The organism is Micromonospora sp. CMU55-4, from assembly GCF_011602315.1.
GTDB lineage: Bacteria > Actinomycetota > Actinomycetes > Mycobacteriales > Micromonosporaceae > Micromonospora > Micromonospora chalcea.
The window spans coordinates 61443-84447 of record NZ_JAAOLH010000007.1 but is presented as its reverse complement, the minus strand read 5'-3'; the positions used below and the strand labels follow the sequence as shown (position 1 = coordinate 84447).

Here is a 23005-nt window from a genome sequence, read left to right as displayed (position 1 = left end):
CCTGGGCAGACCGCCCGGACACGAAACTCGCCCGCACACTTCGGCGGTCGTGAATGTGTGAGCGGCGGCCATTCCGGTGTGACGAAACACGGCCGTAACGTCGCGGCAACTCGGAGGTGACTCAGTTCACATTCCACGATCGGGAGGTTCCCGTGCCCCGCTCCTCATCCCTCATCGCCCGCGTCGCCGGGGCGGCGGCCGGGGTCGTGCTGGCCGCGGCCACCGCGCTGGTCGCCGCCCTTCCCGCCCAGGCCGCCACGCTCACCCAGGTCACCGGCTTCGGCTCCAACCCCGGAAACCTGACCATGTACGCGTACCGCCCGGACGGCCTGCCGGCCGGCGCGCCCGCCGTGGTGCTGCTGCACGGGTGCGTGCAGAACGCCTCGACCTACGTCGCCAACTCCGGCTGGCAGAAGTACGCCGACCAGTGGAAGTTCACGCTCATCGCGCCGCAGCAGCCCAGCGGCAACAACGCCAACTCCTGCTTCAACTGGTTCGAGGCCGGTGACACCGCCCGCGGTCAGGGCGAGGCGCTGTCGATCAAACAGATGGTCGACTACGCCAGGACCACCTACGGCACCGACGGCGCCCGCGTGTACGTCAGCGGCCTCTCCGCCGGCGGCGCGATGAGCGCGGCCATGCTCGCCGCCTACCCCGACGTCTTCGCCGGCGGCTCGATCATCGCCGGCATCCCGTACCGCTGCGCGACCAGCACCGTCACCGCGTTCAGCTGCATGAACCCGGGTGTGGACAAGACCCCGGCCCAGTGGGGCGACCTGGTCCGCGGCGCGTACGCCGGCTACACCGGCAAGCGGCCCCGGGTGGCGATCTGGCACGGCACCAGCGACACCACTGTGGCGACCGCGAACGCCGCCGAGTCCCGGGACCAGTGGACGAACGTGCTGGGCCTGTCGACCACCCCGACCAGCACGTCCACGCTGCCGTCCGGCACGAGCCTGGAGGTCTACGGCAACGACCAGGTCCGCCTCTACCGGGTCTCCGGCATGGGCCACGGCACCCCCGTCGACCCGGGTACCGGTGCGGACCAGTGCGGCACCGCCGGGGCGTACTTCCTGGACACCATCTGTTCGACGTACCGGGACGCGCTCTTCTTCGGGCTCGGCGGTGGCGGCGCCTCGCCGAGCCCGACCCCGACGGCGACCGCGTCACCCACGCCCACCGCGTCACCCTCGCCCACGCCATCGCCGACCGGCGCGCCGGTCTGCGTCACCGCCAGCAACTACGCGCACGTGGTGGCCGGGCGGGCCTACCAGTCCGGCGGGTACGCCTACGCGCTGGGCAGCGGGCAGCGGATGGGCCTCTACAACACCTTCTACACGAGCACGCTCAAGCAGACCGGGCCCGCGTACTGGGTGATCGGCTGCTGAACGGCCACGCCGCGCCGCCCTCGCGGGCTCACTCCGTGAGGGCGGCGCGCAGCGCGCCCGGCAGGTCCGGATGCGTCCAGGGAAAGCCGGACTTGTCGAGTACGCCCGGCAGCACCCGGGTGCTGGTGAGCGCCTCCTGCGAGAAGCCGCCGAGCACCACCTTCAGCGCCACCGCCGGGATCGGCATGATCGCGGGGCGGTGCAGCTGACGGGCAAGTTCCCGGGTGAACTCGGCGTTGGTGACCGGCGCCGGGCCGACCACGTTGACCGGGCCCGCCACGTCGTCGCGGTCGAGCAGGAACTTCGCCGCGTTCAGCCAGTCCCGCATCGAGATCCACGGCAGCCACTGCCGCCCGTTGCCCAGCTTGCCGCCGACGCCGAGCCGGAACGGCAGCAGCTGCGGCTTGAGCAGGCCGCCGTCGCGGTGCAGCGGCAGTCCGGTCCGCAGCCGCACCACCCGTACGCCCGCGTCCTCGGCCGGCCGGGTCGCGGCCTCCCACACCCGGCAGACGTCGGCGAGGAACCCCTCACCGGCCGGCGCCTCCTCGGTGACCGCGCGGTCACCGGTGTCGCCGTACCAGCCGACCGCCGAGGAGTTCAGCAGCACCGCGGGCCGGTCCGCGGTGGGCAGACCGGCGATCGTGATGGCGAGCGTGGTGGTGCTGTCCACGCGGCTGGTCCGGATCAGCTTCCGGTACTCGTCGTTCCAGCGCTTGTCGCCCACCCCGGCCCCGGCCAGGTTCACCACCGCGTCCGCCTCGGCGACGCACTGCGGGTCCAGTTGCGCGGCGGACGGGTTCCACTGGCGCTCGGCGGGTGTGCGTGGTGGGCGGCGGACCAGGCGGGTGACCTGGTGGCCGTCCGCGGTGAGGCAGTCGACCAGTCGGGTGCCGAGGAAACCGGACGCGCCGGCCATGAGGATCCGCATGCTCACATCTTCGAGTACGCGGCGCTATTCGGATGCGTGGAGCGAAATCACTCACTCGTCACGCCCACCCGTCACGCGCGCTGAACGCGTTGCGTTTTTTTCGAATAGCGATACCCTTGTGGTCATGAGCAGCGCGCTGCGTGAACGTACCGTCCTTCCTCCGGACGACCCGGCTGAGCTGGCCCGGTTCGTGCACGAACTGCGGAGCGCCAGCGGTCGTGCGCGGGCCAGGCTGGTCGGGCCGGACGGGTCCGAGATCGAGATCCCCGACGAGTTGTACGGAGTGCTGCGGGACGTGGTGACGGCACTGTCCGAAGGGCTTGCGATCTCCATCGCACCGCACAACACGATGCTGACGACCCAGGAGGCGGCAGACCTGCTCAACATCTCCCGGCCCACGCTGGTCCGGTTGCTGTCCGAGGGCGAGATGCCGCACACGATGCGCGGCCGTCACCGGCGAGTCATGCTCCGGGACGTTCTCGACTACCAGGAGCGGACCCGGCAGGCACGCCGCCGGACGCTCGACCGAATGACCGCCGAAGCCGAGGAAGACGGCCTGTACGACGCGACGGCCACACCGCGCAGGACGAGATGAGCGTGACCTGAGTGGCGTTCCCGGCTTTTCTCGACACCTGCGTCCTCTACCCGGCGCATCTCTGCGACACCCTGCTGCGGCTGGCCGAGGTCGCCGCCTACCGGCCCCTCTGGTCCAGGGACGTCCTTGACGAGCTGCGACGCAACCTGATCGCACGAGGCATCGCGGAGGAGCGGGTCGACCGCCGGATCGGCCAGATGTCCGAGGCGTTCCCGGACGCCATGGTCAGCGGGTACGAGTCGCTCATCGACGGCATGTCCAACGATCCCAAGGACCGGCACGTGCTGGCTGCCGCCGTCCGGGCGAACGCGGAAGTGCTGGTCACGTTCAACGTCGGTGATTTTCCCGAGGCGTCGCTCAAGTCCTTCGACATCGTGGCGATGCACCCGGACGACTTCCTGCTCGACCAGCTGGACCTCTACCCGGGGCAGACACTGGACGTCCTGCACCGCCAGGCGGCCGCCTACCGCAGGGAGCCGACGACCGTACCGGGTCTGCTCGTACTGCTGGGACGCACCGGCCTGCCCCGGTTCGCCGCGGAGGTCCGCCGGCACCTCTGAGGCGGCCCCCCGCGGCGGGACAGAGCGGTCAGGCGTCGGCCGGGGCGGTGCGCAGGTCGGCGAGCAGGCGTTCCACCTCGGCGAACGCGGCCTGCGGCAGCGGCCCGTACGCCAGCGCTCCCAGGTTCTCCTCGGCCTGCGCCACGGTCCGGCAGCCGGGAATCGGCAGCGTGTGCGGGCTGCGGGCGAGCAGCCAGCCCAGCGCGCCCTGGGCGAGCGTGCGGCCGTCGGCGGTCAGCGCCGCACGGACCCGGGCCACCCGCTGCGCCCACTCGGCGCGCGGTACGCCGCCGGTGAACCAGTCCAGCCACTCCGGTGCCACACCGCGGACGTCGTCGCCGCCCCGGGCGGTCGGCGCGTCCTGGTACTTCGCGGTGAGCAGGCCCATCGCCAGCGGCCCTCGATTGAGGCTCGCCAGGTCGAACTCCGCGCACACCGCGAGCATGGCGGCGTTGTCCCGCAGCACCGACTGGTCGTGCTGGATCGCCGCGCAGTGCGGTCCCGCCTCGGCGAAGGCGCGCGCCGAGGCGGGGTCGTCGGTGCTCCAGCCGTACGCCCGGATCTTCCCCTCCGCGACCAGGTCCTCCAGCGTGCCGACGAGGTCCAGCGCCCGTGGCACCGGCAGACCGCCCAGGTGGAGCTGGTAGAGGTCGACGTGGTCGGTGCCGAGCCGGAGCAGCGAACCCTCCAGGCTGCGCCGCGCGTACTCGGGACTGGCGTCCTCGCCGAGCGCCTGGCGGGTCTCCTCGTCGGTGGGATAGCCGAACTTGGTCGCGATGACCGCGCGGTCCCGGCGGCCCGCCAGCGCGCGCCCGAGTACCCGCTCGCTGTGCCCGGCGCCGTAGTTGCTGGAGGTGTCGAACAGCGTCGCGCCCAGGTCGAGGGCCCGGTGGACGGTACGCACCGACTCGTCGTCGTCCACCTCGCCCCAGCCGAGCGGTTGGGTGCCGTCCCAGAGCGGACCGCCGATCGCCCAGCAGCCCATGCCGATCGCGCTGACCTCGATGCCGCTGCGGCCCAGCCGTCGTGTCGTCGTCATGCGCCCAGTGTTCACTTTCGAGTGTGCTCGAAGTCCAGCGCTTTTCCGGCCAGCCGGGGCAGCAGCGGCGCGAGCGGCGCCACCGCGTCGGCGCGTACCGCGAAATGGGTGACGCCCCAGCGGCGCTCGTGCCCGGCCACCGCCGCGACGATCTCGTCGGGCGTGCCGGCCAGCACGAACGGGGTGGCCAGCACCTCCTCCGGGGTGAGCCCGGTCTCGGCGGCAGTTGTGGCGGCGGCCGCCTCGGCGTCGTCGGTGACCGCGACGTGCTGGACCAGCGCCTCCAGCACCGGCGGCGTCTCCCGGCCGTCCGCTCCGGCCGCGACGTGCGCGAGCTGCGCCTCGATCTGGTCGGCCCGCCACCGGACGCTGTGCTGGTGGCCGTCGGCCAGGGTGCGGCCGAAGCCGGTCAGACCGACCACGTCGGCGTGCTTCCCGGCCCAGCGCAGCAGCGTCGAGTTGGCCGTGCCGACGGTCAGCGGGATCCGGTCCTGCACCGGGCGCGGCCGGTGCAGGCGTGCCGCGTACGCGGTCAGCTCCTCGGTGTCCACAGTGACCTCGTCGCCGGCCAGCAGCGCCCGTACCGCCTCGGCCACCGCGACGCAGCGGCGGACCCGGGCGGCGACGTCCGGGCGCTCGCGCCCGACGGCCCGCCACTCGGCCGGGGTGTGGCCGGCGCCGAGCCCGAGCCGGGCCCGCCCGCCGGAGACCACGTCCAGCGTGGCCACGTCGGCGGCGAGCAGGATCGGTTCCCGGACAGCGGCGTTGGAGACGTACGAGCCGAGGCCCAGCGTGCTGGTCACGGCTCCGGCGGCGGCCAGCGCGACGAACGGCGACGCGCAGTCGCCCGGATGGTCGGCGGCGAACAGCGCGTCGAAACCGGCCGCCTCGACGGTGCGGGCCAGCTCGGTCCAGCTCGCCGCGTCGGTGGGATGGGCCTGTACGGAGAAGGTCGCCATCGCCCCAGCATCGGCGCGCGCCGGGCCGCCGGCCACCCCGCGCGCGCCGATTCTGCCGACGGCCGAACGTCACACCGCGTCGAGGCGGGCCAGGTCGTCGGGGGACAGGCGCAGCGCGGCGGCGGCGACGTTCTGCTCCAGGTGCGCCGGGTCGCCGGTGCCGGGGATGGCCAGCACGTTCGGGCCGCGGGCCAGCGTCCACGCCAGCCGGACCTGGGCCGCCGTCACGCCGTGCTCCCGGGCCACCGCGAGCACCTCCGGGTGCTCCTCGCCGGTCGCGCCGGCCTCCCGACCGCTGGTGACGAGGGAGAAGAACGGCACGAACGCGGTGCCGTGCGCGGCGCAGTCACGGATCAGCTCGTCGTGCTGACGGCGGTAGCCCAGGCCGTACGAGTTCTGCACACACACCACCGGTGCGATGGCGCGCGCCTCGGTGACCTGGTGGGGGCGTACGGCGGAGACGCCGAGGTGCCGGATCAGCCCGGCGTCGCGCAGCTCGGCGAGCGCGCCGAAGTGCTCGGACAGCGGCTCCGGGCCGTGCACCCGCAGGTTCACCACGTCCAGGTGGTCGCGGCCGAGCTGGCGCAGGTTCTCCTCCACCTGGCCGCGCAGCTGGTCCGGGCGGGCCGCCGGCAGCCACTGCCCGGACGGGTCCTTGCCCGGCCCGACCTTGGTCACGATGACCAGATCCTCCGGGTACGGCCACAGCGCCCGGTTGATCAGCTCGTTGGCCGAGCGCAGCGGCGAGAAGTAGAACGCGGCCGTGTCGATGTGGTTGACGCCCAGCTCGACGGCGCGGCGCAGCACGGCGACGGCCCGGTCGCGGTCGCTCGGGCTGCCGTCGGCGTTCGCGGTCAGCCGCATCGCGCCCAGGCCCATCCGGTTGACGGTCAGGTCGCCGAGCTGCCAGGCGCCGGCCGCGCCGGCGTGGACGGTGTCGATGGTCATGTGGCCCCCGTATCCCTCAGGTGTGGCCCCGCGGCGGGGCCGACAGGTTTCACGGAGGCGGCGGGCCGGTGGTTCACTCGCCTTCGTCGCGGTCGTCGGGCCGTTCGTGCCAGCGGGCCCGCCAGGCCGCCTCGTGCGCCTCGTGGCTGGCGCGTTCCTCGAAGACCAGCTTCCGCAGGGCCCGCCGGCCCTCGTCGAAGACGATCACTTCGACGGCCACCATACCCACCGTGATGGCGGTGAGCATGCCCAGCGCGGCCAGCCCCGGCACCCGTTCCGCGACCGGGATGCTCAGGCCGAGCAGCAACGCCGTCGCGACCCGCGTCCAGCTCAGCGTGCGCAGGGTACGGAGCTGGAACAGCATGTTGCCGCAGAGATAGCAGATCACGCCGCCGAACAGCAGCGGCACGCTCGGCCCGTGCCCCGGCTCGCTGGGCGGCACGTTCGGGTCGGCGATGCCGTGCACTATCGTCTCGGCGCCGAGCGCGAACAGGATGATGCCCGCGATCATCGGCAGGAACAGGTAGGCGTACGCGTCCCGGGCCATCGCCACCCGGGGGCCGTCCTGCGCGACGTGCAACGCGATCCGGGCGGCCGGCCCGATCATGTCGTAGTGCGCCCACCAGAGCGCGGCGGTGAAGAAGATGCCGAGCACGGCCGCGGTCACGGCCGGCCAGGTGGGCGGCTGGCCGAGCAGGTTGCTGCCGACGCCGACCGAGATCACGGACTCGCCCAGCGCGATGATCAGGATCAGGTCGTACCGCTCGGTCCAGTGTTCGGCCGATGCGACGCCCCAGCCCCAGGTGCCGGCGAGGATGCCGGTGCCGTACTGGAGCAGGACGACCACCGCCCACAGCACGTCGCGGAGCACCGCCGCGGAGAACAGGTCGTCGATCCTCGGCGGCAGCAGCGCGGCGACCAGCAGCAGCGCGGTGCTGCCGATCAACTCCGGGGCGAACCGGAGGAGTTGCCGGCGCTCGTTCGGGCTGTCCCGGACCGCGTGCCGGTACAGCAGCAGGTGGATCAACCGCAGGACGGTGTAGCTGAGCGCCGCGACCATCGGCCCGGCCGCGTTGCCGGTCGGGTCCCGGAACGCCTGTGGCAGCGACAGCGCGAACGTGAACAGCGCGGCCATGCCGACTGTCATGAGCACCGGGACGAAGCCTTCGCCGAGGCGTACCCGGGTGGCGACCACGCTGTGCACCACCCACGACCACCAGAGCACGGCGAGGACCAGCAGCGCGTGCAGCAGCGCCCCGCCGGTCACCTGCAGGGCGGTGGCCCGGGTGATGATGAAGAACGAGAAGACGAAGACCAGGTCGAAGAAGATCTCGAACCGGTCGACGCGGGCGCCCGGGGCCACCGGCACCGCCGGCCCCAGGCGTCCCCGCCACCGGTTCGAGCCCACCGGCCGAGTCTGTCAGCGCAGGTCGGGCCGGGTGGCCGATTCGGTCAGCCCGTCCGGTGGCGCAGGCCGTCCATCAGCAGGTCGAGCAGGCGTCCGGCCTGGGCGCGCTGGTCCGGCTCGCCGGCCACCAGGGACACCCCGCTGAGGCTGGCGAGCACGTCGGCGGCGGCCACGTCGGCGCGTACGGCACCGGCCGCCGCGCCGGCGGCGAGGAGTTCGCCGAGCGCGGCCAGCAGCAGGTCGCGGCTCTGCGCGTACGGGTTGGCGCCTGCGGCGATGACCAGCCGCAGCGCGTCGGCCATGCCCCGCTTGGTGGCGAGGTAGTCGACGAACCGGTCCATCCACGTGCGCAGCGCCACGTCGGCGGGCCGGGTGGCGAGCAGCGCCGGCGCGGCGTCGCAGAGCTTCTCCAGCTCGTTGCGGTACGCCGCCTCGATGAGCGCTTCCCGGCTGGGGAAGTGGCGGTAGAGCGTGCCGATCCCGACCCCGGCCTCCTTGGCGACGCGGTCGAGCGTTACCTCCGCGCCCGCCTGGGAAAACGCCTGCACCGCGGCGTCCAGCAGGCGCTGCCGGTTGCGCAGCGCGTCGGCGCGCAGCGGTCGGTCGGGCACGGTTCCTCCTCGGCTCGACCGGGTCGCGGGCCCGGGTCGGTGGTAACCGGAGTCTCCTCCGGTTATGCTGAGCAAGTAACGGAGGATCCTCCGCTTCTCATCGTAGCGGGCGGACATCGGTCCGCGTCGCCGTCGACAAGGATGGACCATGACAACCCCGACACCAGTCACGACCCCGTTCGACTCCGAGACCACCGCCCTGGAAGTGGTCCGCGACCTGGACCTGACCGGCCGGCGGGCCGTCGTCACCGGCGGCGCCTCCGGGATCGGTGTGGAGACCGCCCGCGCGCTCGCCTCCGCCGGAGCGGACGTCACCCTCGCCGTCCGCAACACCGAGGCCGGTCAGCGCGCCGCCGCCGAGCTCACCGGCGCCACCGGCAACGACCGGATCCTGGTCGCCCCGCTCGACCTGGACGATCTCGCGTCGGTGGCCGCGTTCGTCCGGAACTGGGACGGGCCGCTGCACATGCTCGTCAACAACGCCGGGATCATGGCCTCCCCGGAGATGCGTACCGAGCAGGGCTGGGAGATGCAGTTCGCCACGAACCACCTCGGGCACTTCGCGCTCGCCACCGGACTGCGCCCGGCGCTCGCCGCGGCCGGCGGCGCGCGGATCGTCTCGGTCAGCTCGGCCGCCCACCTGAGGTCGCCGGTGGAGTTCTCCGACATCCACTTCCGGCAGCGGCCGTACGACCCGTGGCTGGCGTACGGGCAGTCCAAGACCGCGAACGTGCTCTTCGCGGTGGAGGCGACCCGGCGCTGGGCCGACGACGGCATCTGGACCAATGCGCTGATGCCCGGCGCGATCCGGACCAACCTGCAGCGCTACATCACCGAGGAGGAGTTGGCCCGGATGCGCGCGCAGAGCGGTGGCGGCGCGGCCTCGTTCAAGACCCCGGAGCAGGGCGCGGCGACCTCGGTGCTGGTCGCCACCTCACCGCTGCTCGACGGCGTCGGCGGCCGGTACTTCGAGGACTGCCAGGAGGCCGGGCCGAACCAGCCGGGCACGCGGACCGGCTGGGCGCCGTACGCCCGGGACCCGGAGGCCGCCGAGCAGCTCTGGACGGTATCCGAGGAGCACCTGAAGGGCTGAGGCCGCTGACGACGAAGGGGGCGCGCGGCATGTCGCCGCGCGCCCCCTCGCCGTCTCGGATCTACAGACCCAGCTCGGCCTCGAAGTTGCCGGCCTCCAGCCGCTCCTTCACCGCGGTGAGGAAACGGGCCGCGTCGGCGCCGTCGATCAGCCGGTGGTCGTACGACATGGCCAGGTAGACCATCGACCGGATCGCCACGACCTCGCCCAGCTCCGGGTCGTTCACCACGACCGGGCGCTTCACCACAGCGCCCGTGCCGAGCATCGCCGACTGCGGCGACGGCACGATCGGGGTGTCGAACAGGGCGCCCCGGCTGCCGGTGTTGGTGAGCGTGAACGTCGCCCCGGCCATCTCGTCCGGGGTGATCTTGTTGGCCCGGGTGCGCTCGGCCAGGTCGGCGATCCGCTTGGCGATGCCGCCCATGTTCAGGTCACCGGCGTTGTGGATGACCGGCACGAGCAGGCCGCGCTCGGTGTCCACGGCGATGCCCAGGTGCTCCGCGGCCGGGTAGGTGATCGTCCCGCCCTCCAGGTCCATGCTGGCCTGGACGATCGGGTACGTCTGGAGCGCCTCGACGGCGGCGAGCGCGAAGAACGGCAGGAACGACAGCTTCACGCCGTGCTTGGCCTGGAACGACTCCTTCGCCCGCGCCCGCAGCTTCGCGACCCGGGTGACGTCCACCTCGACCACGGTGGTCAGCTGGGCCGTCTCGTGCAGCGACTGCTGCATCCGCTTGGCGATGGTGGCCCGGATACGCGGCAGCTTCTCCGTCGTACCCCGCTTGGCGCTCGGCTGCGGCTTGGCGGCCGGCTGGGCCGGCGCCTCCGCCTTCGCGGCCGGAGCGGCGGCGGTCGGCGCGGGCTTGGCGGCCTTCGCCTTCTCCGCCGCCTCCAGCACGTCCTGCTTGCGGATGCGGCCACCCACGCCGGTGCCCTTGACCGAGCCCAGGTCCACGCCGTGCTCGGCGGCGAGCTTGCGCACCAGCGGCGTCACGTACCCGGCGGCGTCCTCGCCGTGCTCGGCCGGAACGCTCCGGCGCTGCGTGGCGGCCGGCGCGGCCGGCTGGGCCGCCGCCTCGGCCTTGGCCGGCTGCGCGGCCTGCTCCGCCTCGGCGGCCGGCTCGTTGTAGGCCGCGCCCGGCGTCGGCTCCTCGACCTTCGGCTCCGGCTTGGGCTCCGGCTTGGGCTCGGGCTTCGCCTCGGCCTTGGGCTCCGGCTTGGGCTCGGGCTTCGGCTCCGCCTTCGCGGGCGCGGCGCCGGCCACCCCGACGATCGCCAGCACGGCGCCGACGTCGGCGGTCTCGTCCTCGGCGACCTTGATCTCCTGCAGCGTGCCGGCGACCGGCGACGGGATCTCGGTGTCGACCTTGTCGGTGGAGACCTCCAGCAGCGGCTCGTCCACCTCGACGGTCTCACCGACCTGCTTGAGCCAGCGGGTGACGGTGCCCTCGGTGACGCTCTCGCCCAGGGCCGGCATGGTCACCGGCGTACCCTCGCCCGACGACGCCGCCGGCTGGGCCGGCTCCTCGACGGCCGGCTGCTCGGCCTCGGCGCCCGGCTCGGCGGCGGCCTCCTCGGCCTGCTGCTCCGGCTCGGGGCCGGTGCCCTCGGCGGCGGCGGTCGGCTCGGTGGCCGGCTCGGCCTCCTGCTTCGGGGCCGCGCCCGCGTCCTCGCCCTCACCGGCGATGACCGCCAGCTCGCTGCCGACCTCGGCGGTCTCGTCCTCGCCGACCACGATCCGGCTCAGCACGCCCGCCGCGGGGGACGGGATCTCGGTGTCGACCTTGTCGGTCGACACCTCGAGCAGGGGCTCGTCGACCTCGACGGTGTCACCCTCCTGCTTGAGCCAGCGCGTGACGGTGCCCTCGGTGACGCTCTCGCCGAGCCGGGGCATGGTGACCGATACCGGCATGTTCTCCAGACTCCTTCATTCCCTGGTGGGATTCTCGCCCGTCGCCGGACGCCGCGGTTGTCGTGTCAGGCGTGCGCGTGCAGCGGCTTGCCGGCCAGGGCCAGGTGCGCCTCGCCCAGAGCCTCGTTCTGCGTCGGGTGGGCGTGCACGAGCTGCGCCACCTCGGCCGGGTACGCCTCCCAGTTGTAGATGAGCTGCGCCTCGCCGATCAGCTCACCGACCCGGGCGCCGACCATGTGCACGCCGACCACCGGGCCGTCGTCCACCCGGACCAGCTTCACGTGGCCGGCGGTCTTGAGGATCTGGCTCTTGCCGTTGCCGCCCAGGTTGTAGTTGTACGTCTTGATCTTGTCGGCGCCGTACTGCTCCTTGGCCTTCGCCTCGGTCAGGCCGACCGACGCCAGCTCCGGGTCGCAGTACGTCACGCGCGGGATGCCGGCCTCGTCGATCACGGCCGGGCTCTTCCCGGCGATCTCCTCGGCGACGAAGATGCCCTGCTGGAAGCCACGGTGGGCGAGCTGCAGGCCGGGCACGATGTCGCCGACCGCGTAGACGTTCGGCACGCTGGTGCGCAGCCGCTCGTCGGTCAGCACGTAACCGCGGTCCATCTTGACGCCCTGCTCCTCGTAGCCGAGGCCGGCGGTGTTCGGGCCGCGGCCCACGGCGACCAGCAGCAGCTCGGCCTCGACCGTGTCACCGCCCTGAATCGTCAGCTTCACGCCCTTGTCGGTCTTCTCGACCTTCTCGAACGGCTTGCCGACCTTGAAGTTGATCTTCCGCTTGCGGAACGCCCGCTCCAGCGCCTTCGACGACTCCTCGTCCTCGGCGGCGACCAGGCGGGGCAGCGCCTCGACGATGGTCACGTCCACGCCGAAGGACTTCCAGACGCTGGCGAACTCGACGCCGATCACGCCGCCGCCGAGCACGATCGCCGAGGACGGCACGCGGTCCAGGGTCAGGGCGTGGTCGCTGGTGATGATCCGCTCGCCGTCGACGTCCAGGCCGGGCAGGCTCTTCGCGTACGAGCCGGAGGCCAGCACGACGTTACGGCCGGTGTAGCGCTTGCCGTCCACCTCGACGACGTTCTTGCCGACCAGCTTGCCGGCGCCCGCCACGAAGGTGATCTTCTTGCTGCTGCCCACCAGGCCCTGCAGGCCCTTGTGCAGGCGCGAGATCACGCCGTCCTTGTACGAGTTGACCGCCTTCATGTCGATGCCCACCAGCTCGGCCTTCACGCCGAACTGCTCGGACTCGCGGGTCTGGTCGGCGATCTCGGCGGCGTGCAGCAGCGCCTTGGTCGGGATGCACCCGTTGTGCAGGCACGTCCCGCCGAGCTTGCTCTTCTCGATGAGGGCGACGGAGAGGTCCAGCTGGGCGGCACGCAGCGCCGCCGCGTAGCCGCCGCTACCACCTCCGAGGATGACGATGTCGAAGGTCGTGTCGTTCGGCTCGCTCACATCCAACTCCCAGGTCGCGTCACTGCATCGGGGGTTACGGCGGAGTAACAGGCACACCCCACCTCGGTCATCTTGTCACCACCACGGACCGGGCGCGTACCGAGGTGCCCAACGACACGTCGGTGACACGTACCCTTGGCACCGTCCTCGATGACGGCTTGGGGGAGGAGTGGATTCGGTGGGGTTGTTCCGACGACGAAAGCGGGCCGCCCCGGCGAGCCGCGACCGTGCCGCCGACCGCGCCGATCTGGACCACTTGGAGAACTTCGTCCGGACCCGTAAGGGCGTCGAGGCGTACATCGAACCCCGTACGACGGTCACCGAGACCACGATCATGCTGATCGCCGACGACGGCGAGTGGACCCGGCGGCGCGTGGGCGGGCCGGACGAGGCCCGCCGCTGGGCGCACCGGATCGCCATCCCGATCTACGACGTGCGGCTGATGGGCTATCCGCAGCGCATGCGCGACTACAACGAACGCCGCAAGCGCCGTCCCGAGCTGTTCTGAGCGGGCGCGGGCGCGGGCGCGGGTGTTAAAAAGGGCCCCTTCTACAACGCGAGGCGTTAAGAAGGGGCCCTTCCTTGCACGTCAGCCGTTGGTGGCGACGTCCTCGACCAGGTGCACGAGCGTACGCACCGGCACGCCGGTGCCGCCCTTGGTCCAGTAGCCGGTCGCCTCGCCCGAGTGGTAACCCGGACCGGCGATGTCGATGTGCGCCCACGCCACGTCGTCGGTGACGAATTCGCGCAGGAACACGCCGCCCTGCAGCATGTGCCCGGCCCGGTCCATCCCGGCGTTGACCTGCGAGATGTCCGCGACGTCCGACTCCATGCCCTTGCGCACGTCGTCCGGCAGCGGCATCGGCCAGGCCGGCTCACCGGTCGCGTCACCGGCCACCCGCACCCGCTCGCACAGCTCCGGGGTGCCCATCACACCGGCGATCCGCTTGCCCAGCGCGATCACCTGCCCGCCGGTCAGCGTGGAGGTCTCGAACAGGTAGTCCGCGCCGTCCGCGCAGGCCCGCGCCATCGCGTCGGCCAGCACCATCCGGCCCTCGGCGTCGGTGTTCAGCACCTCCACCTTCTTGCCGTTGAACATGCTGATCACGTCGCCCGGCCGGTAGCTGGCGCCCGACGGCATGTTCTCCGCCATCGGCAGGTAGCCGGTGACGGTGACCGACGGCTTGAGCGCCGCGATCGCCAGCATGGCCGCGCCGACCGCCGCCGCGCCGGCCATGTCCGACTTCATCTCCCACATGCCCTGCGCCGGCTTGATCGAGATGCCGCCGGTGTCGAACGTGATGCCCTTGCCGACCAGCGCGACCCGCTTGCCGTTGCCGCCGCCCTCCGGCGTCCAGGTGAGCTTCACCAGCCGCGGCGGGGCCTCGGAGCCCTGGCCGACGGCGAGGATGCCGCCGTAGCCACCGGCCTTGAGCGCCGCCTCGTCCAGCACCTCGACCTCCAGCCCCGCCTCGCGGGCGGCGGCGGAGACGGCGTCGGCGAACGCCGGGGGACGCAGCTCGTTCGGCGCGGTGTTCACCCAGTCCCGGCTGGTCCGCACCGCGCCGGCCACCGCCTGCGCCCGCGCGACCTCGGCCTGGGCGGTCGCGTCGGCCGCGTCCGGCACCGCCACCAGCACCTCGGCCACCGGCTCACGGCGGGCCGGCTGCGGCTTGGTCTTGTAGCCGGCGAACCGGTAGCCGCCCAGCAGCGCGCCCTCGGCGACCGCGCGCAGCGCGGCCGGGGCGTCGGCGTCGTCGGGCAGGGGCAGGGCCAGGGCGACGCGCGCCGCGCCGGCCAGCGCCCGTACGGCGGCGCCGGCGGCCCGGCGCAGCGACTCCGGGGCCGGAGCGGCGCCCGAGGGCTCCGGGCCGAGGCCGACGGCCACGACCAGCGGGGCGGTCACGGTGCCCAGCGTGGCCAACTTGATCACCTCGCCCGGGCCACCTGTCGCGCCGAGCAGGGCCAGCGTCTCGGTCAGCTTTCCGTCGAACGCGGCGGCGATGCTCTCCCCGCCGGTGGCCAGCAGCAGGGCGTGGGCGGGTGCGCCGCTGCCCGGCTCGGTGGTCTGGCTGTGCACGCCGATCACGATCGCGTCGACGGCGAGTTCGGCGGGGTCGGTGTCGACCAGGCTGAGGGTGGTGCGGGGCGATGTCACGAAAGCTACTCCGGGCGGGCCGGGCCGGCCGCGTCGTCGCGTACCGGCGGTGAAGGTGTCTCCGGCGGCAACCTACCCGCCGGAAGGCGTGGGTGTCCCGCCGATGCGCGCCGACGGGATCCCGCCGATGCTAACCACAGTCGTCGCGGCCGGTAAGTTGCCACCCATGACCGAGGTGACCTCCGACGCCGCCGAGACCCGGCTGCGCCGCTCCCCGCTGCACGAGCGGCACACCGCGCTCGGCGCGAAGTTCGCCCCCTTCGGGGGCTGGCAGATGCCGCTGGAGTACGCCGGTGGCGGCGTGCTCAAGGAGCACACCGCCGTCCGTGAGGGCGTCGGCGTGTTCGACGTCTCGCACCTGGGCAAGATCCGGGTCACCGGGCCGGGCGCGGCGGACTTCGTCAACGCCTGCCTCACCAACGACCTCGGCCGGATCGCTCCCGGTCAGGCGCAGTACACGCTCTGCTGCGACGACGCCACCGGCGGCGTGGTGGACGACATCATCGCCTACCTGCACGCCGACGACCACGTCTTCCTGATCCCCAACGCCGCGAACACCGCCGAGGTGGCCCGCCGGCTGCGCGCCGCCGCGCCCGCCGGTGTCACCGTCACCGACGAGCACGAGGCGTACGCGGTGCTCGCCGTCCAGGGCCCGCGCTCGGCGGACCTGCTGGGCGCGCTCGGCCTGCCCACCGGGCACGACTACATGAGCTTCTCCACCGCCACGCTCGACGGGGTGGAGCTGACCGTGTGCCGCACCGGCTACACCGGCGAGCTGGGCTACGAGCTGGTCGTGGCGTCCGAGCACGCGGTCGCCGTCTGGGACGCGCTCTTCGCCGCAGCCGGCGACGTCCGCGCCTGCGGCCTGGCCGCCCGGGACACGCTGCGCACCGAGATGGGCTATCCGCTGCACGGGCAGGACCTGTCCCCGGAGATCACCCCGGTGCAGGGCCGCTCCGGCTGGGCGGTGGGCTGGGACAAGCCGGCGTTCTGGGGCCGCGACGCGCTGCGCGCCGAGAAGGCCGCCGGACCCGCCCGTACGCTGCGCGGCCTGACCGCTGTCGACCGGGCCATCCCGCGCCCCGGCATGGCCGTGTACTCGGGCGACCGGCAGGTCGGCACCGTCACCAGCGGCACGTTCAGCCCGACGCTCAAGCACGGCGTCGCGCTGGCGCTCGTCGACACCGACCCGAAGCTGGCCGACGGCGAGGAGCTGGAGGTGGACATCCGGGGCCGCCGTGCCCGGATGCGCCTGACCCGGCCGCCGTTCGTCAAGCCCTCGGTGCGCTGAGGCCGGAGGCGGATCGGCGCTCGGCGCGCTGAGCCGCGCGGGTCAGTCCTCGCCGCGCTCCCCGGCGTCGAGGACTGCCTGCGTCCAGCCGCCCTCCAGCACGCCGGTGCCGTCCAGCACCGCCCAGTCGACCACGTCCGACGCCTCCACCACCACGGGGGAGCCGATCCGTACGTTCGGGTCGGTGTTGGCGTCGCTGGCGCTCGCGCCGACGATCCGTTCCGGGCTCTCCCACGAGGTCACCCCGGCCCAGACGTACTCGGGGCCGTCGTCGCCGGGCAGCCCGTACTTGACCACGAGCTGGCTCTCCTCGGGCAGCCGCCCGGCCAGGAACCGGGCCCGGATGTCGCCGAGCGCCTCCCGGGCGGTCTCCACCGCGCGGCTCATCGCGTCCCCGGTGCGGGTGTAGCGCACGTCCGGCTGGATGCCGTTGAACAGCGTCGCGCAGGCGGCGGCGAAGTAGCGGCCGGGCGGACCCGGATGCCCGGGCGGCGGGTTGAGGCTCAGGAACGAGTCGGCGTCCGGGTCGGTGGCCGGGTCCAGCTCCAGCCGCAGCAGCACCGGTGCGGTCGCGCCGTGCTGCTCCGGATTGCCGTACGCCACGGCGATGTCGTGCCCGGTCACCGTGGCCAGCACGGGAAGCTGCACGAACGCCGGCACCTCCTCACCGGCGAGCCCGTCGGTCCAGTCCCGCAGCAGCCGCCGGGCCGCGCCGGTCATCACCGCGCCCCACGCCCGGGTCAGGTGGTCCGGCACGCCCTGGGCCTGCAACTCCAGCAGCCCGAACCGGCGCAGCCCCTTCGTGGTGAACCACAGCCCGTCGGAGTCCGAGGAGTAGGGCACCAGCACCCAGTCGACGAGCCGGATCCGGCCCTGCTCGTCGGGCAGCGAGCGCAGCGCCGCCGCCGGGTCGAGGAACTGGAGCCCGAAGACGTCCACCACGTCCCCGCCGACCGTCTCGGCGACCGCCGCGGCCACCGCGCGGGCGGCCCACTCGTGCGCGGGCGGCCAGCCCGGCCGGTACTCGGCCTGCACCACCACCAGGTGGGTGGCGGCGGCCAGCCGGGCCAGTTGCTCCTCGGTGGCGCCGAACGCGGTGAGCAGGTCCGGCGGCAGCTCGGGGAACTCGTCGACGGTACGGGTGTCGACGGTCATCAGCGGGCTGTCGAGCATCTGCTTGGCCAGCCCGTGCACCGGCTCGGCGAGCCGCCCGGCCAGCCCTTCCACTGCGGTCTTCGGGCTCACCTTGGGCAGGCCGGTGATCGGCACCAGATAGGTCGCGTCGAGCGACTCGGGCACCGGTACCGGCAGGAAGTCGTCCGTGATGAGCATGCCGTCCCCCTCGACCGCGCCGGTGCACTCGCCCCGAACGCTACCCGCCCGGACCGGTGACGCTCAGCCGGTCAGCACCAGTCCCAGGTAGGACAGCGTGGTGACGATCTCCACGAGCGCCCCGAGCACGTCGCCGGTGATGCCGCCGAAGCGGCGTACCAGGTGCCGGAGCAGCCCGGCCGCGACGGCGAGCGCGCCGAGCACGGCGATCGGCCCCTGCCACGGACGGTCCGGCGCCGCGGGCACGGCCGCCAGCGCGACGGCGACCGCGCCGAGCGCCAGCGCGCCCCACCCGACGGTGCCGGCCACGAGCGCGCCCAGGCCCTCCGGCCGCGCGGCCGGCACGCCGCGCCGGCAGGCCAGGCCCACAGCGAGCCGCCCGGCCGCGGTGGCCGCGACCACGGCGGCGAACGCGGCGAGGGCGTCCCGCCCGGCCAGCTCCGCGAGCACCGCGCTCTGGAGCAGGAGTACGACCACCAGCGCGACCACCCCGAACGGGCCGACGTCCGGCTGCTTCATGATCTTCAGCGCGGCCGGACCACGCCGGTACGAGCCGAGCGCGTCCACGGTGTCGGCCAGCCCGTCCAGGTGCAGGCCCCGGGTGAGCAGCGCGCCCAGCCCCACCGTGACCACGGCGGCGACGAGCGGTGGCGCGAGCGCGCCGGTGAGCAGCAGCGCCCCGCCGAGTACGGCGCCGAGCAGCGCGCCGACCAGCGGGGCGAGCGCCATCGCGGTGCCGGCGGCGGCCCGGTCGACCCGGCCGGCGCGTACCGGTGCGGTGGTGAACGTGGTGAGCGCCAGCCGGATGCCGTCGGCGAGCCGCGCCTCAGTCGGCACGTCGGCCGGGGGAGACCGGCTCGTCGGACCCGATCGTGGTCGGTCCCGGCCCGGCCGGCTCCGGCTCGGCGAAGTCCGGTTCGTCGCCGGTCCGGCCGTCGCCGGTGTCGCCGTCGTCGTCGGGGCCGCCCAGCGACGGGTGCGCCGGCAGCGTGGCGGCGAGCGTCAGCGCGGAGCGCAGCAGCGGCAGCGCGGCCAGCGCGGTCGCCCCCTCGCCCAGGTCGAGCCGCAGGTCCACCAGCGGCGTCAGGCCGAGCACGTCGGCGGCCAGCCGCACACCCGGACGGCCGCCGTGGTCGGGCAGCAGGCACCAGTGCCGCGCCTGCCCGGCCAGGTCGCGGCTGACCATCGCGGCGGCGGTGCCGACCGGGCCGTCCAGCAGCACCGGCACCTTACGGGCGGTGGCGCCCAGCAGGACGCCGGTGGCCAGCGCGATGTCGCCGCCACCCAGCTCGGCCAGGATGTCCTTGGCCTCGCGGGACGAGCGGCGGGTGCGGTGCAGCGCGTCGCGTACCGCCGCGCAGCGGACCATCCAGGCGGTGTCGTCGATCTCGCCCTGCTCGGTGATCACCCGGCCGAGCACGGTGGGCGGCTCCGCGCCCGCGGTGGCCGCGAGCACCGCCGCGGCGGCGGCCTCGGCGCCCGCACCGCACGCGGCGAGCACCAGCAACTGCACCCCCGCGTCGGCGGCCTGCTCGGCGAGCCGCCAGCCGTAACGCAGCGCCGCCTCCACCTCGTCGCCGGGCAGGGCCGGGCGGTCCTCGATTGGCGCCGACGTGGGCGCCTCGACGATCTGCAGGTCGGCGCGGTTCTCGGCGGCCAGCCGGGCCAGCGCGCCCCGGCCGGCGCGGGCCTGCCGGGCCCGGCGGGCCGACTCACCGGCCGGCGCGCCGGCCGACACGCCGCCTTCGTGGTCGCCCTGGATCAGCAGTACGCGCACCGAGTCCCACGGCCGCGGCATCGAGGTGCCCTGGGTGGCGGCCGCGAAGCCGACCACCTGCTCCAGCACGCCCAGACCGGCGCCGGGAAGGTCGAGCGTGGCGAGCCGGTCGACCGCCTGCGGACCGGTGTAGTCGTCCGGCATCGGCAGTTCCATGCCCGGCTGGATCACCAGGCCGGTGGCGATCATCGGCAGCGCCATGGTGGGGGCGGCCCAGTCGCCCGTGCCGGGCTCGTCGGACGCGGCCGGGGCGGGCAGCGGGGCGGCGGCCGGGGTGAGTACCTCGGGCAGCGTCACGTCCCCGGCGCCGAGGTCGGCCGGTACGGCCTGAGCCGGTGCGGTCCGGTTCGCGGCGGCTCCGGTCGGCGCGGCCTGGTCCGGCGCGGGCCGGGGTGCCGTGGCCCAGGATGTCGCGACCTGGGGCGCCGCGTCGCGGCTCGGCCCGGCCTCGGGCGACGTGCCGGCGGGCGGCACGGCGTGGGCCGGAGCGGCCGGCTTGAGCCAGGTGGTCTGACCGGCGACCACCAGCGCGACCGCGTCGCAGGCGTCGGCGACCGCGCGGTTGGCGGCGCCGAGCGCGTCAGTGAACGCCCGGCCGAGCGGCGTGGTGGGCACCAGGGACAGGCCCACCTCGGGGCTGACCAGCACCAGCCGGGCGGTGCTGGAGCGCACCGCCGCGGCCAGCTCGGCGATCGTGGCGGTGTCGTCGGCCGGCTGGTGGGCCGGGTCGAGCAGCATCGTCACCCAGCCGCCCAGGTCGTCCACGAGCAGCGTCTCGTTCGGCCCGGCGGCGGCGATCACCTCGACCAGTCGGCCCGGGTTCGCGGCCGTCTCCTCGGTGGTCCAGCTCCCCGGCCGGCGGGCGCGGTGCGTCGCGAGGCGGGCCGCCCACTCGGTGTCCTCGGGATCCCCGGCCGGGGCGGTCGCCACGTACCGGACCGTGGGCGCGTCGGCGACCAGCGACTCGGCGATCTCGGACTTGCCGGAGCGGATACCGCCGAGCACCAGGAGGGTGTGCCACCCGTCAACGGACATGCTCCGTACCTTAGATGCCGCCGCCCCGGCGGGGCAGTGAGAGGTGGCTCATCGCGGTCGGCGCTCGGGGGCCTCGAAGCGATAGTCGTTGGGATTCACGTCAACCGGCTTCGGATCCTCCTGCCAGGCTCCCTCGCCGGGGCGGGCGAGAAGCGCGTCGAGCAGCTCCTCCCGGTCCATCTCGTGGGCCGCCTCGATGCCGCCGCGTACCGCCATCGCCCGTATCTCCTCGGTGTCCATCTCCCGCAACGGCCGCATGGTGTCCTCCCTCGCTGACGACGTCCGGCGTGGATACCCCGCTGGTGACGGCCGAACCTTGCGGGCACCCGCGCGTCGGCCCGCGCCGGTCGAGGGGTGAAGCGTCGTGGGCGGGCGACTAGGCTTGCGGAGGTTTGGCGTCCTGCGGGACGACGGCGGCGAGGGGAGACGCGGCATGGCGTGGAGCTGGCGGTACGAGGGCACGAACGGCGACGCGGTCGACGGGCCGGACGAGTCGTTCACGAGCCAGGCGGACGCCGAGTCGTGGATCGGCCAGACCTGGCGGGAGCTCGCGGCATCCGGCGTCACCACCGTCGTGCTGGTCGAGGACGACCGGGTGGACTACCGGATGAGCCTGCAACCCCCGGCCGAATGACCGGCTACGACCGCCCCGGCGAGCCGCTGGTCCTCGGCGTGCCCCGGGCGGCGTTCCGGCCGAGCCCGATCTTCCTGGCCCTGGTCGCGCTCTTCGTGGCCAGCGGGGTGATGGCCTGGAACCGGTACGGCAACGTCCGGTTCGACGTGTTCCTCTTCGTGGTCTCCGGCTGGCTGGTCTCACTGTGCCTGCACGAGTACGCCCACGCCGTGGTCGCGTACCGGGCCGGTGACCGGGACATCGCCCACCGGGGCTACCTGACGCTCAACCCGCTGAAGTACACCAGCCCGCTGCTGTCGATCGTGCTGCCGGTGGTCGTGGTGCTGCTCGGCGGCATCGGCCTGCCCGGTGGCGCGGTCTGGGTGGACCGGCACGCCATCCCGGGCCGGCTGCGGCACACGCTGGTCAGCCTGGCCGGGCCGGCCACAAACGTGCTGTTCACGCTGGTGCTGGTGGCCGCGGTGGTGTGGGGCCCCGAGCTGGGCGGGCCGCTGGAGTTCTGGGCCGGTGTCGGGCTGCTCGCGTTCCTCCAGCTCACCGCCAGCGTGCTCAACCTGCTGCCGGTACCGGGCCTGGACGGCGGCAACATGCTCCAGCCCTGGCTCAGCCCCGCCTACCGGCGGATGTACGACCTGTTCGCCCCGTACGGCTTCATCCTGCTGTTCGCGCTGCTGTGGAGCCCGCAGATCAACCGGGCGTTCTTCGGCGCGGTGTTCGCCGTCGGCGACGCGCTCGGGCTGCCGCGGGAGCTGTACCAGATCGGCTACGCCCTGATCCGCTTCTGGCAGTAGCCGACCGGCCGTTCCCGGGCCGGAGCGAGCCGGCCCGGGAACGACGCGACGTCACGGACGCTGCGCCGGGCTCTCGGTCTTCGCCGGGTCCCGCTCGGTGACCGGCTCGACGATCTCGTCGATCGCCTTCAGCAGGTCGGCGTCGAGCTTCACGCCCGCCGCCTTCACGTTGTCGTGCACCTGCTCGGGCCGGGACGCGCCGACGATCGCCGAGGCGACGTTCGGGTTCTGCAGCACCCACGCGACGGCGAGCTGCGCCATCGTCAGCCCGGCCTGCTCGGCCAGCGGCTTGAGCCGCTGCACCCGGGTGAGCACGTCGTCGTTGAGGAACCGCGCGATGAAGTTCGCGCCGGACTTCTCGTCGGTGGCGCGGGAGCCGGCGGGCGGCGGCTGGCCCGGCAGGTACTTGCCGGACAGCACGCCCTGCGCCATCGGCGACCAGACGATCTGACCGATGCCCAGCTCCTCGCTGGCCGGGATCACCTCGGTCTCGATGACCCGCCACAGCATCGAGTACTGCGGCTGGTTGGAGATCAGCGGGATGCGCAGCTCACGGGCGAGCGCGTGCGCCTCGCGCAGCTGCGACGCCTTCCACTCGGAGACGCCGATGTAGTGCGCCTTGCCGGAGCGTACGACGTCGGCGAAGGCCTCCATCGTCTCCTCCAGCGGCGTGCTGTAGTCGTACCGGTGGGCCTGGTAGAGGTCGACGTGGTCGGTCTGCAGGCGGCGCAGCGAGCCGTCGATCGACTCCATGATGTGCTTGCGGGACAGGCCCCTGTCGTTGCGGCCCGGCCCGGTCGGCCAGTAGACCTTGGTGAAGATCTCCAGCCCTTCGCGGCGCTCACCCTTGAGCGCGCGGCCGAGCACCGACTCGGCCCGGGTGCCGGCGTACACGTCGGCGGTGTCGAACGTGGTGATGCCGCTGTCGAGAGCGGCGCGGACGCACGCGAGCGCGGCGTCCTCCTCGACCTGTGAGCCGTGGGTGATCCAGTTGCCGTACGAGATCTCGCTGACCATCAGGCCGGAGCGGCCCAGGTGACGGAATTCCATGCTCCCGACCCTAGTCCTGCCCGGTGGCGACCGCCGTCC

The 23005-nt window shown here is 73.5% G+C and carries 22 protein-coding genes; 8 read left to right on the top strand and 14 right to left on the bottom strand.

The window, feature by feature from the left end:
- The first annotated feature begins 152 nt into the window (after positions 1 to 152).
- Positions 153 to 1388 (top strand): PHB depolymerase family esterase, encoded by a 1236-nt coding sequence (locus HA073_RS14390; protein WP_166456620.1) that lies wholly within the window; start codon positions 153 to 155, stop codon positions 1386 to 1388.
- A 28-nt stretch (positions 1389 to 1416) separates the two neighbouring features.
- Here the strand turns inward: HA073_RS14390 and HA073_RS14385 are convergent, their stop codons facing one another.
- Positions 1417 to 2316 carry a TIGR01777 family oxidoreductase gene (locus HA073_RS14385; RefSeq protein ID WP_166456619.1) on the bottom strand — a complete coding sequence of 300 codons (900 nt, stop codon included), beginning with the start codon at positions 2314 to 2316 and terminating at the stop codon, positions 1417 to 1419.
- 124 nt (positions 2317 to 2440) lie between these two features.
- Between HA073_RS14385 and HA073_RS14380 the strand changes: the two genes are divergently transcribed.
- Both HA073_RS14380 and HA073_RS14375 read left to right on the top strand, forming a co-directional pair.
- Positions 2441 to 2911, top strand: a complete 471-nt coding sequence (locus tag HA073_RS14380; protein ID WP_043331068.1) for a helix-turn-helix domain-containing protein — start codon at positions 2441 to 2443, stop codon at positions 2909 to 2911.
- Between the two features lie 11 nt (positions 2912 to 2922).
- On the top strand, positions 2923 to 3471 hold the full coding sequence (locus HA073_RS14375; RefSeq protein WP_043329330.1) for a PIN domain-containing protein: 549 nt from the start codon (positions 2923 to 2925) through the stop codon (positions 3469 to 3471).
- 28 nt (positions 3472 to 3499) lie between these two features.
- Here the strand turns inward: HA073_RS14375 and HA073_RS14370 are convergent, their stop codons facing one another.
- From HA073_RS14370 to HA073_RS14350, 5 genes are all read right to left on the bottom strand, one after another.
- Positions 3500 to 4510, bottom strand: a complete 1011-nt coding sequence (locus HA073_RS14370) for an aldo/keto reductase (RefSeq protein ID WP_166456618.1) — start codon at positions 4508 to 4510, stop codon at positions 3500 to 3502.
- Positions 4511 to 4521: 11 nt separating this feature from the next.
- Positions 4522 to 5469, bottom strand: coding sequence for an LLM class flavin-dependent oxidoreductase (locus HA073_RS14365; RefSeq protein ID WP_166456617.1), 948 nt, complete (start codon positions 5467 to 5469; stop codon positions 4522 to 4524).
- Positions 5470 to 5538: 69 nt separating this feature from the next.
- A complete protein-coding gene (locus tag HA073_RS14360) occupies positions 5539 to 6417 on the bottom strand; it encodes an oxidoreductase (protein WP_140946499.1) in 879 nt (292 codons plus the stop codon).
- 73 nt (positions 6418 to 6490) lie between these two features.
- Positions 6491 to 7825: a low temperature requirement protein A gene (locus HA073_RS14355; protein ID WP_043329334.1), complete on the bottom strand. Its 1335-nt coding sequence runs from the start codon at positions 7823 to 7825 to the stop codon at positions 6491 to 6493.
- A gap of 44 nt (positions 7826 to 7869) precedes the next feature.
- A complete protein-coding gene (locus HA073_RS14350; RefSeq protein ID WP_166456616.1) occupies positions 7870 to 8436 on the bottom strand; it encodes a TetR/AcrR family transcriptional regulator in 567 nt (188 codons plus the stop codon).
- 148 nt (positions 8437 to 8584) lie between these two features.
- Between HA073_RS14350 and HA073_RS14345 the strand changes: the two genes are divergently transcribed.
- Positions 8585 to 9529 (top strand): SDR family NAD(P)-dependent oxidoreductase, encoded by a 945-nt coding sequence (locus HA073_RS14345; RefSeq protein ID WP_043329336.1) that lies wholly within the window; start codon positions 8585 to 8587, stop codon positions 9527 to 9529.
- Positions 9530 to 9590: 61 nt separating this feature from the next.
- Here HA073_RS14345 and sucB read toward each other — a convergent pair whose 3' ends face one another.
- Complete coding sequence (gene sucB, locus HA073_RS14340; protein WP_166456615.1) at positions 9591 to 11441, bottom strand: 2-oxoglutarate dehydrogenase, E2 component, dihydrolipoamide succinyltransferase; 1851 nt, start codon at positions 11439 to 11441, stop codon at positions 9591 to 9593.
- A 65-nt stretch (positions 11442 to 11506) separates the two neighbouring features.
- Positions 11507 to 12898, bottom strand: coding sequence for a dihydrolipoyl dehydrogenase (gene lpdA / locus HA073_RS14335; RefSeq protein WP_166456614.1), 1392 nt, complete (start codon positions 12896 to 12898; stop codon positions 11507 to 11509).
- 178 nt (positions 12899 to 13076) lie between these two features.
- Between lpdA and HA073_RS14330 the strand changes: the two genes are divergently transcribed.
- Positions 13077 to 13406, top strand: a complete 330-nt coding sequence (locus tag HA073_RS14330) for a hypothetical protein (RefSeq protein ID WP_013287729.1) — start codon at positions 13077 to 13079, stop codon at positions 13404 to 13406.
- Between the two features lie 81 nt (positions 13407 to 13487).
- On the opposite strand, the gene HA073_RS14325 is transcribed toward HA073_RS14330, so the two are convergent.
- Positions 13488 to 15056, bottom strand: a complete 1569-nt coding sequence (locus HA073_RS14325; RefSeq protein WP_064448300.1) for a leucyl aminopeptidase — start codon at positions 15054 to 15056, stop codon at positions 13488 to 13490.
- 166 nt (positions 15057 to 15222) lie between these two features.
- Here HA073_RS14325 and gcvT point away from each other — a divergent pair, with 166 nt between their 5' ends.
- Complete coding sequence (gene gcvT, locus HA073_RS14320) at positions 15223 to 16347, top strand: glycine cleavage system aminomethyltransferase GcvT (protein WP_064448301.1); 1125 nt, start codon at positions 15223 to 15225, stop codon at positions 16345 to 16347.
- Positions 16348 to 16389: 42 nt separating this feature from the next.
- Here gcvT and HA073_RS14315 read toward each other — a convergent pair whose 3' ends face one another.
- The 4 genes from HA073_RS14315 to HA073_RS14300 form a co-directional block, all read right to left on the bottom strand.
- A complete protein-coding gene (locus tag HA073_RS14315; RefSeq protein ID WP_064448302.1) occupies positions 16390 to 17679 on the bottom strand; it encodes a DUF2314 domain-containing protein in 1290 nt (429 codons plus the stop codon).
- A gap of 63 nt (positions 17680 to 17742) precedes the next feature.
- A complete protein-coding gene (gene cobS / locus HA073_RS14310; protein WP_064448303.1) occupies positions 17743 to 18516 on the bottom strand; it encodes an adenosylcobinamide-GDP ribazoletransferase in 774 nt (257 codons plus the stop codon).
- Positions 18506 to 20491 carry a bifunctional adenosylcobinamide kinase/adenosylcobinamide-phosphate guanylyltransferase gene (locus HA073_RS14305; protein WP_166456613.1) on the bottom strand — a complete coding sequence of 662 codons (1986 nt, stop codon included), beginning with the start codon at positions 20489 to 20491 and terminating at the stop codon, positions 18506 to 18508. Before HA073_RS14305 ends, cobS begins: the two co-directional genes overlap by 11 nt.
- Positions 20492 to 20539: 48 nt before the next feature.
- Positions 20540 to 20749 (bottom strand): hypothetical protein, encoded by a 210-nt coding sequence (locus tag HA073_RS14300; protein ID WP_018785377.1) that lies wholly within the window; start codon positions 20747 to 20749, stop codon positions 20540 to 20542.
- 175 nt (positions 20750 to 20924) lie between these two features.
- On the opposite strand from HA073_RS14300, the gene HA073_RS14295 reads away from it, so the two are divergent.
- Complete coding sequence (locus tag HA073_RS14295; protein WP_043329344.1) at positions 20925 to 21125, top strand: hypothetical protein; 201 nt, start codon at positions 20925 to 20927, stop codon at positions 21123 to 21125.
- Positions 21122 to 21916: a site-2 protease family protein gene (locus tag HA073_RS14290; RefSeq protein WP_166456612.1), complete on the top strand. Its 795-nt coding sequence runs from the start codon at positions 21122 to 21124 to the stop codon at positions 21914 to 21916. Before HA073_RS14295 ends, HA073_RS14290 begins: the two co-directional genes overlap by 4 nt.
- A 51-nt stretch (positions 21917 to 21967) precedes the next feature.
- On the opposite strand, the gene HA073_RS14285 is transcribed toward HA073_RS14290, so the two are convergent.
- A complete protein-coding gene (locus HA073_RS14285) occupies positions 21968 to 22966 on the bottom strand; it encodes an aldo/keto reductase family protein (RefSeq protein ID WP_030500117.1) in 999 nt (332 codons plus the stop codon).
- Between the last annotated feature and the right edge of the window lie 39 nt (positions 22967 to 23005).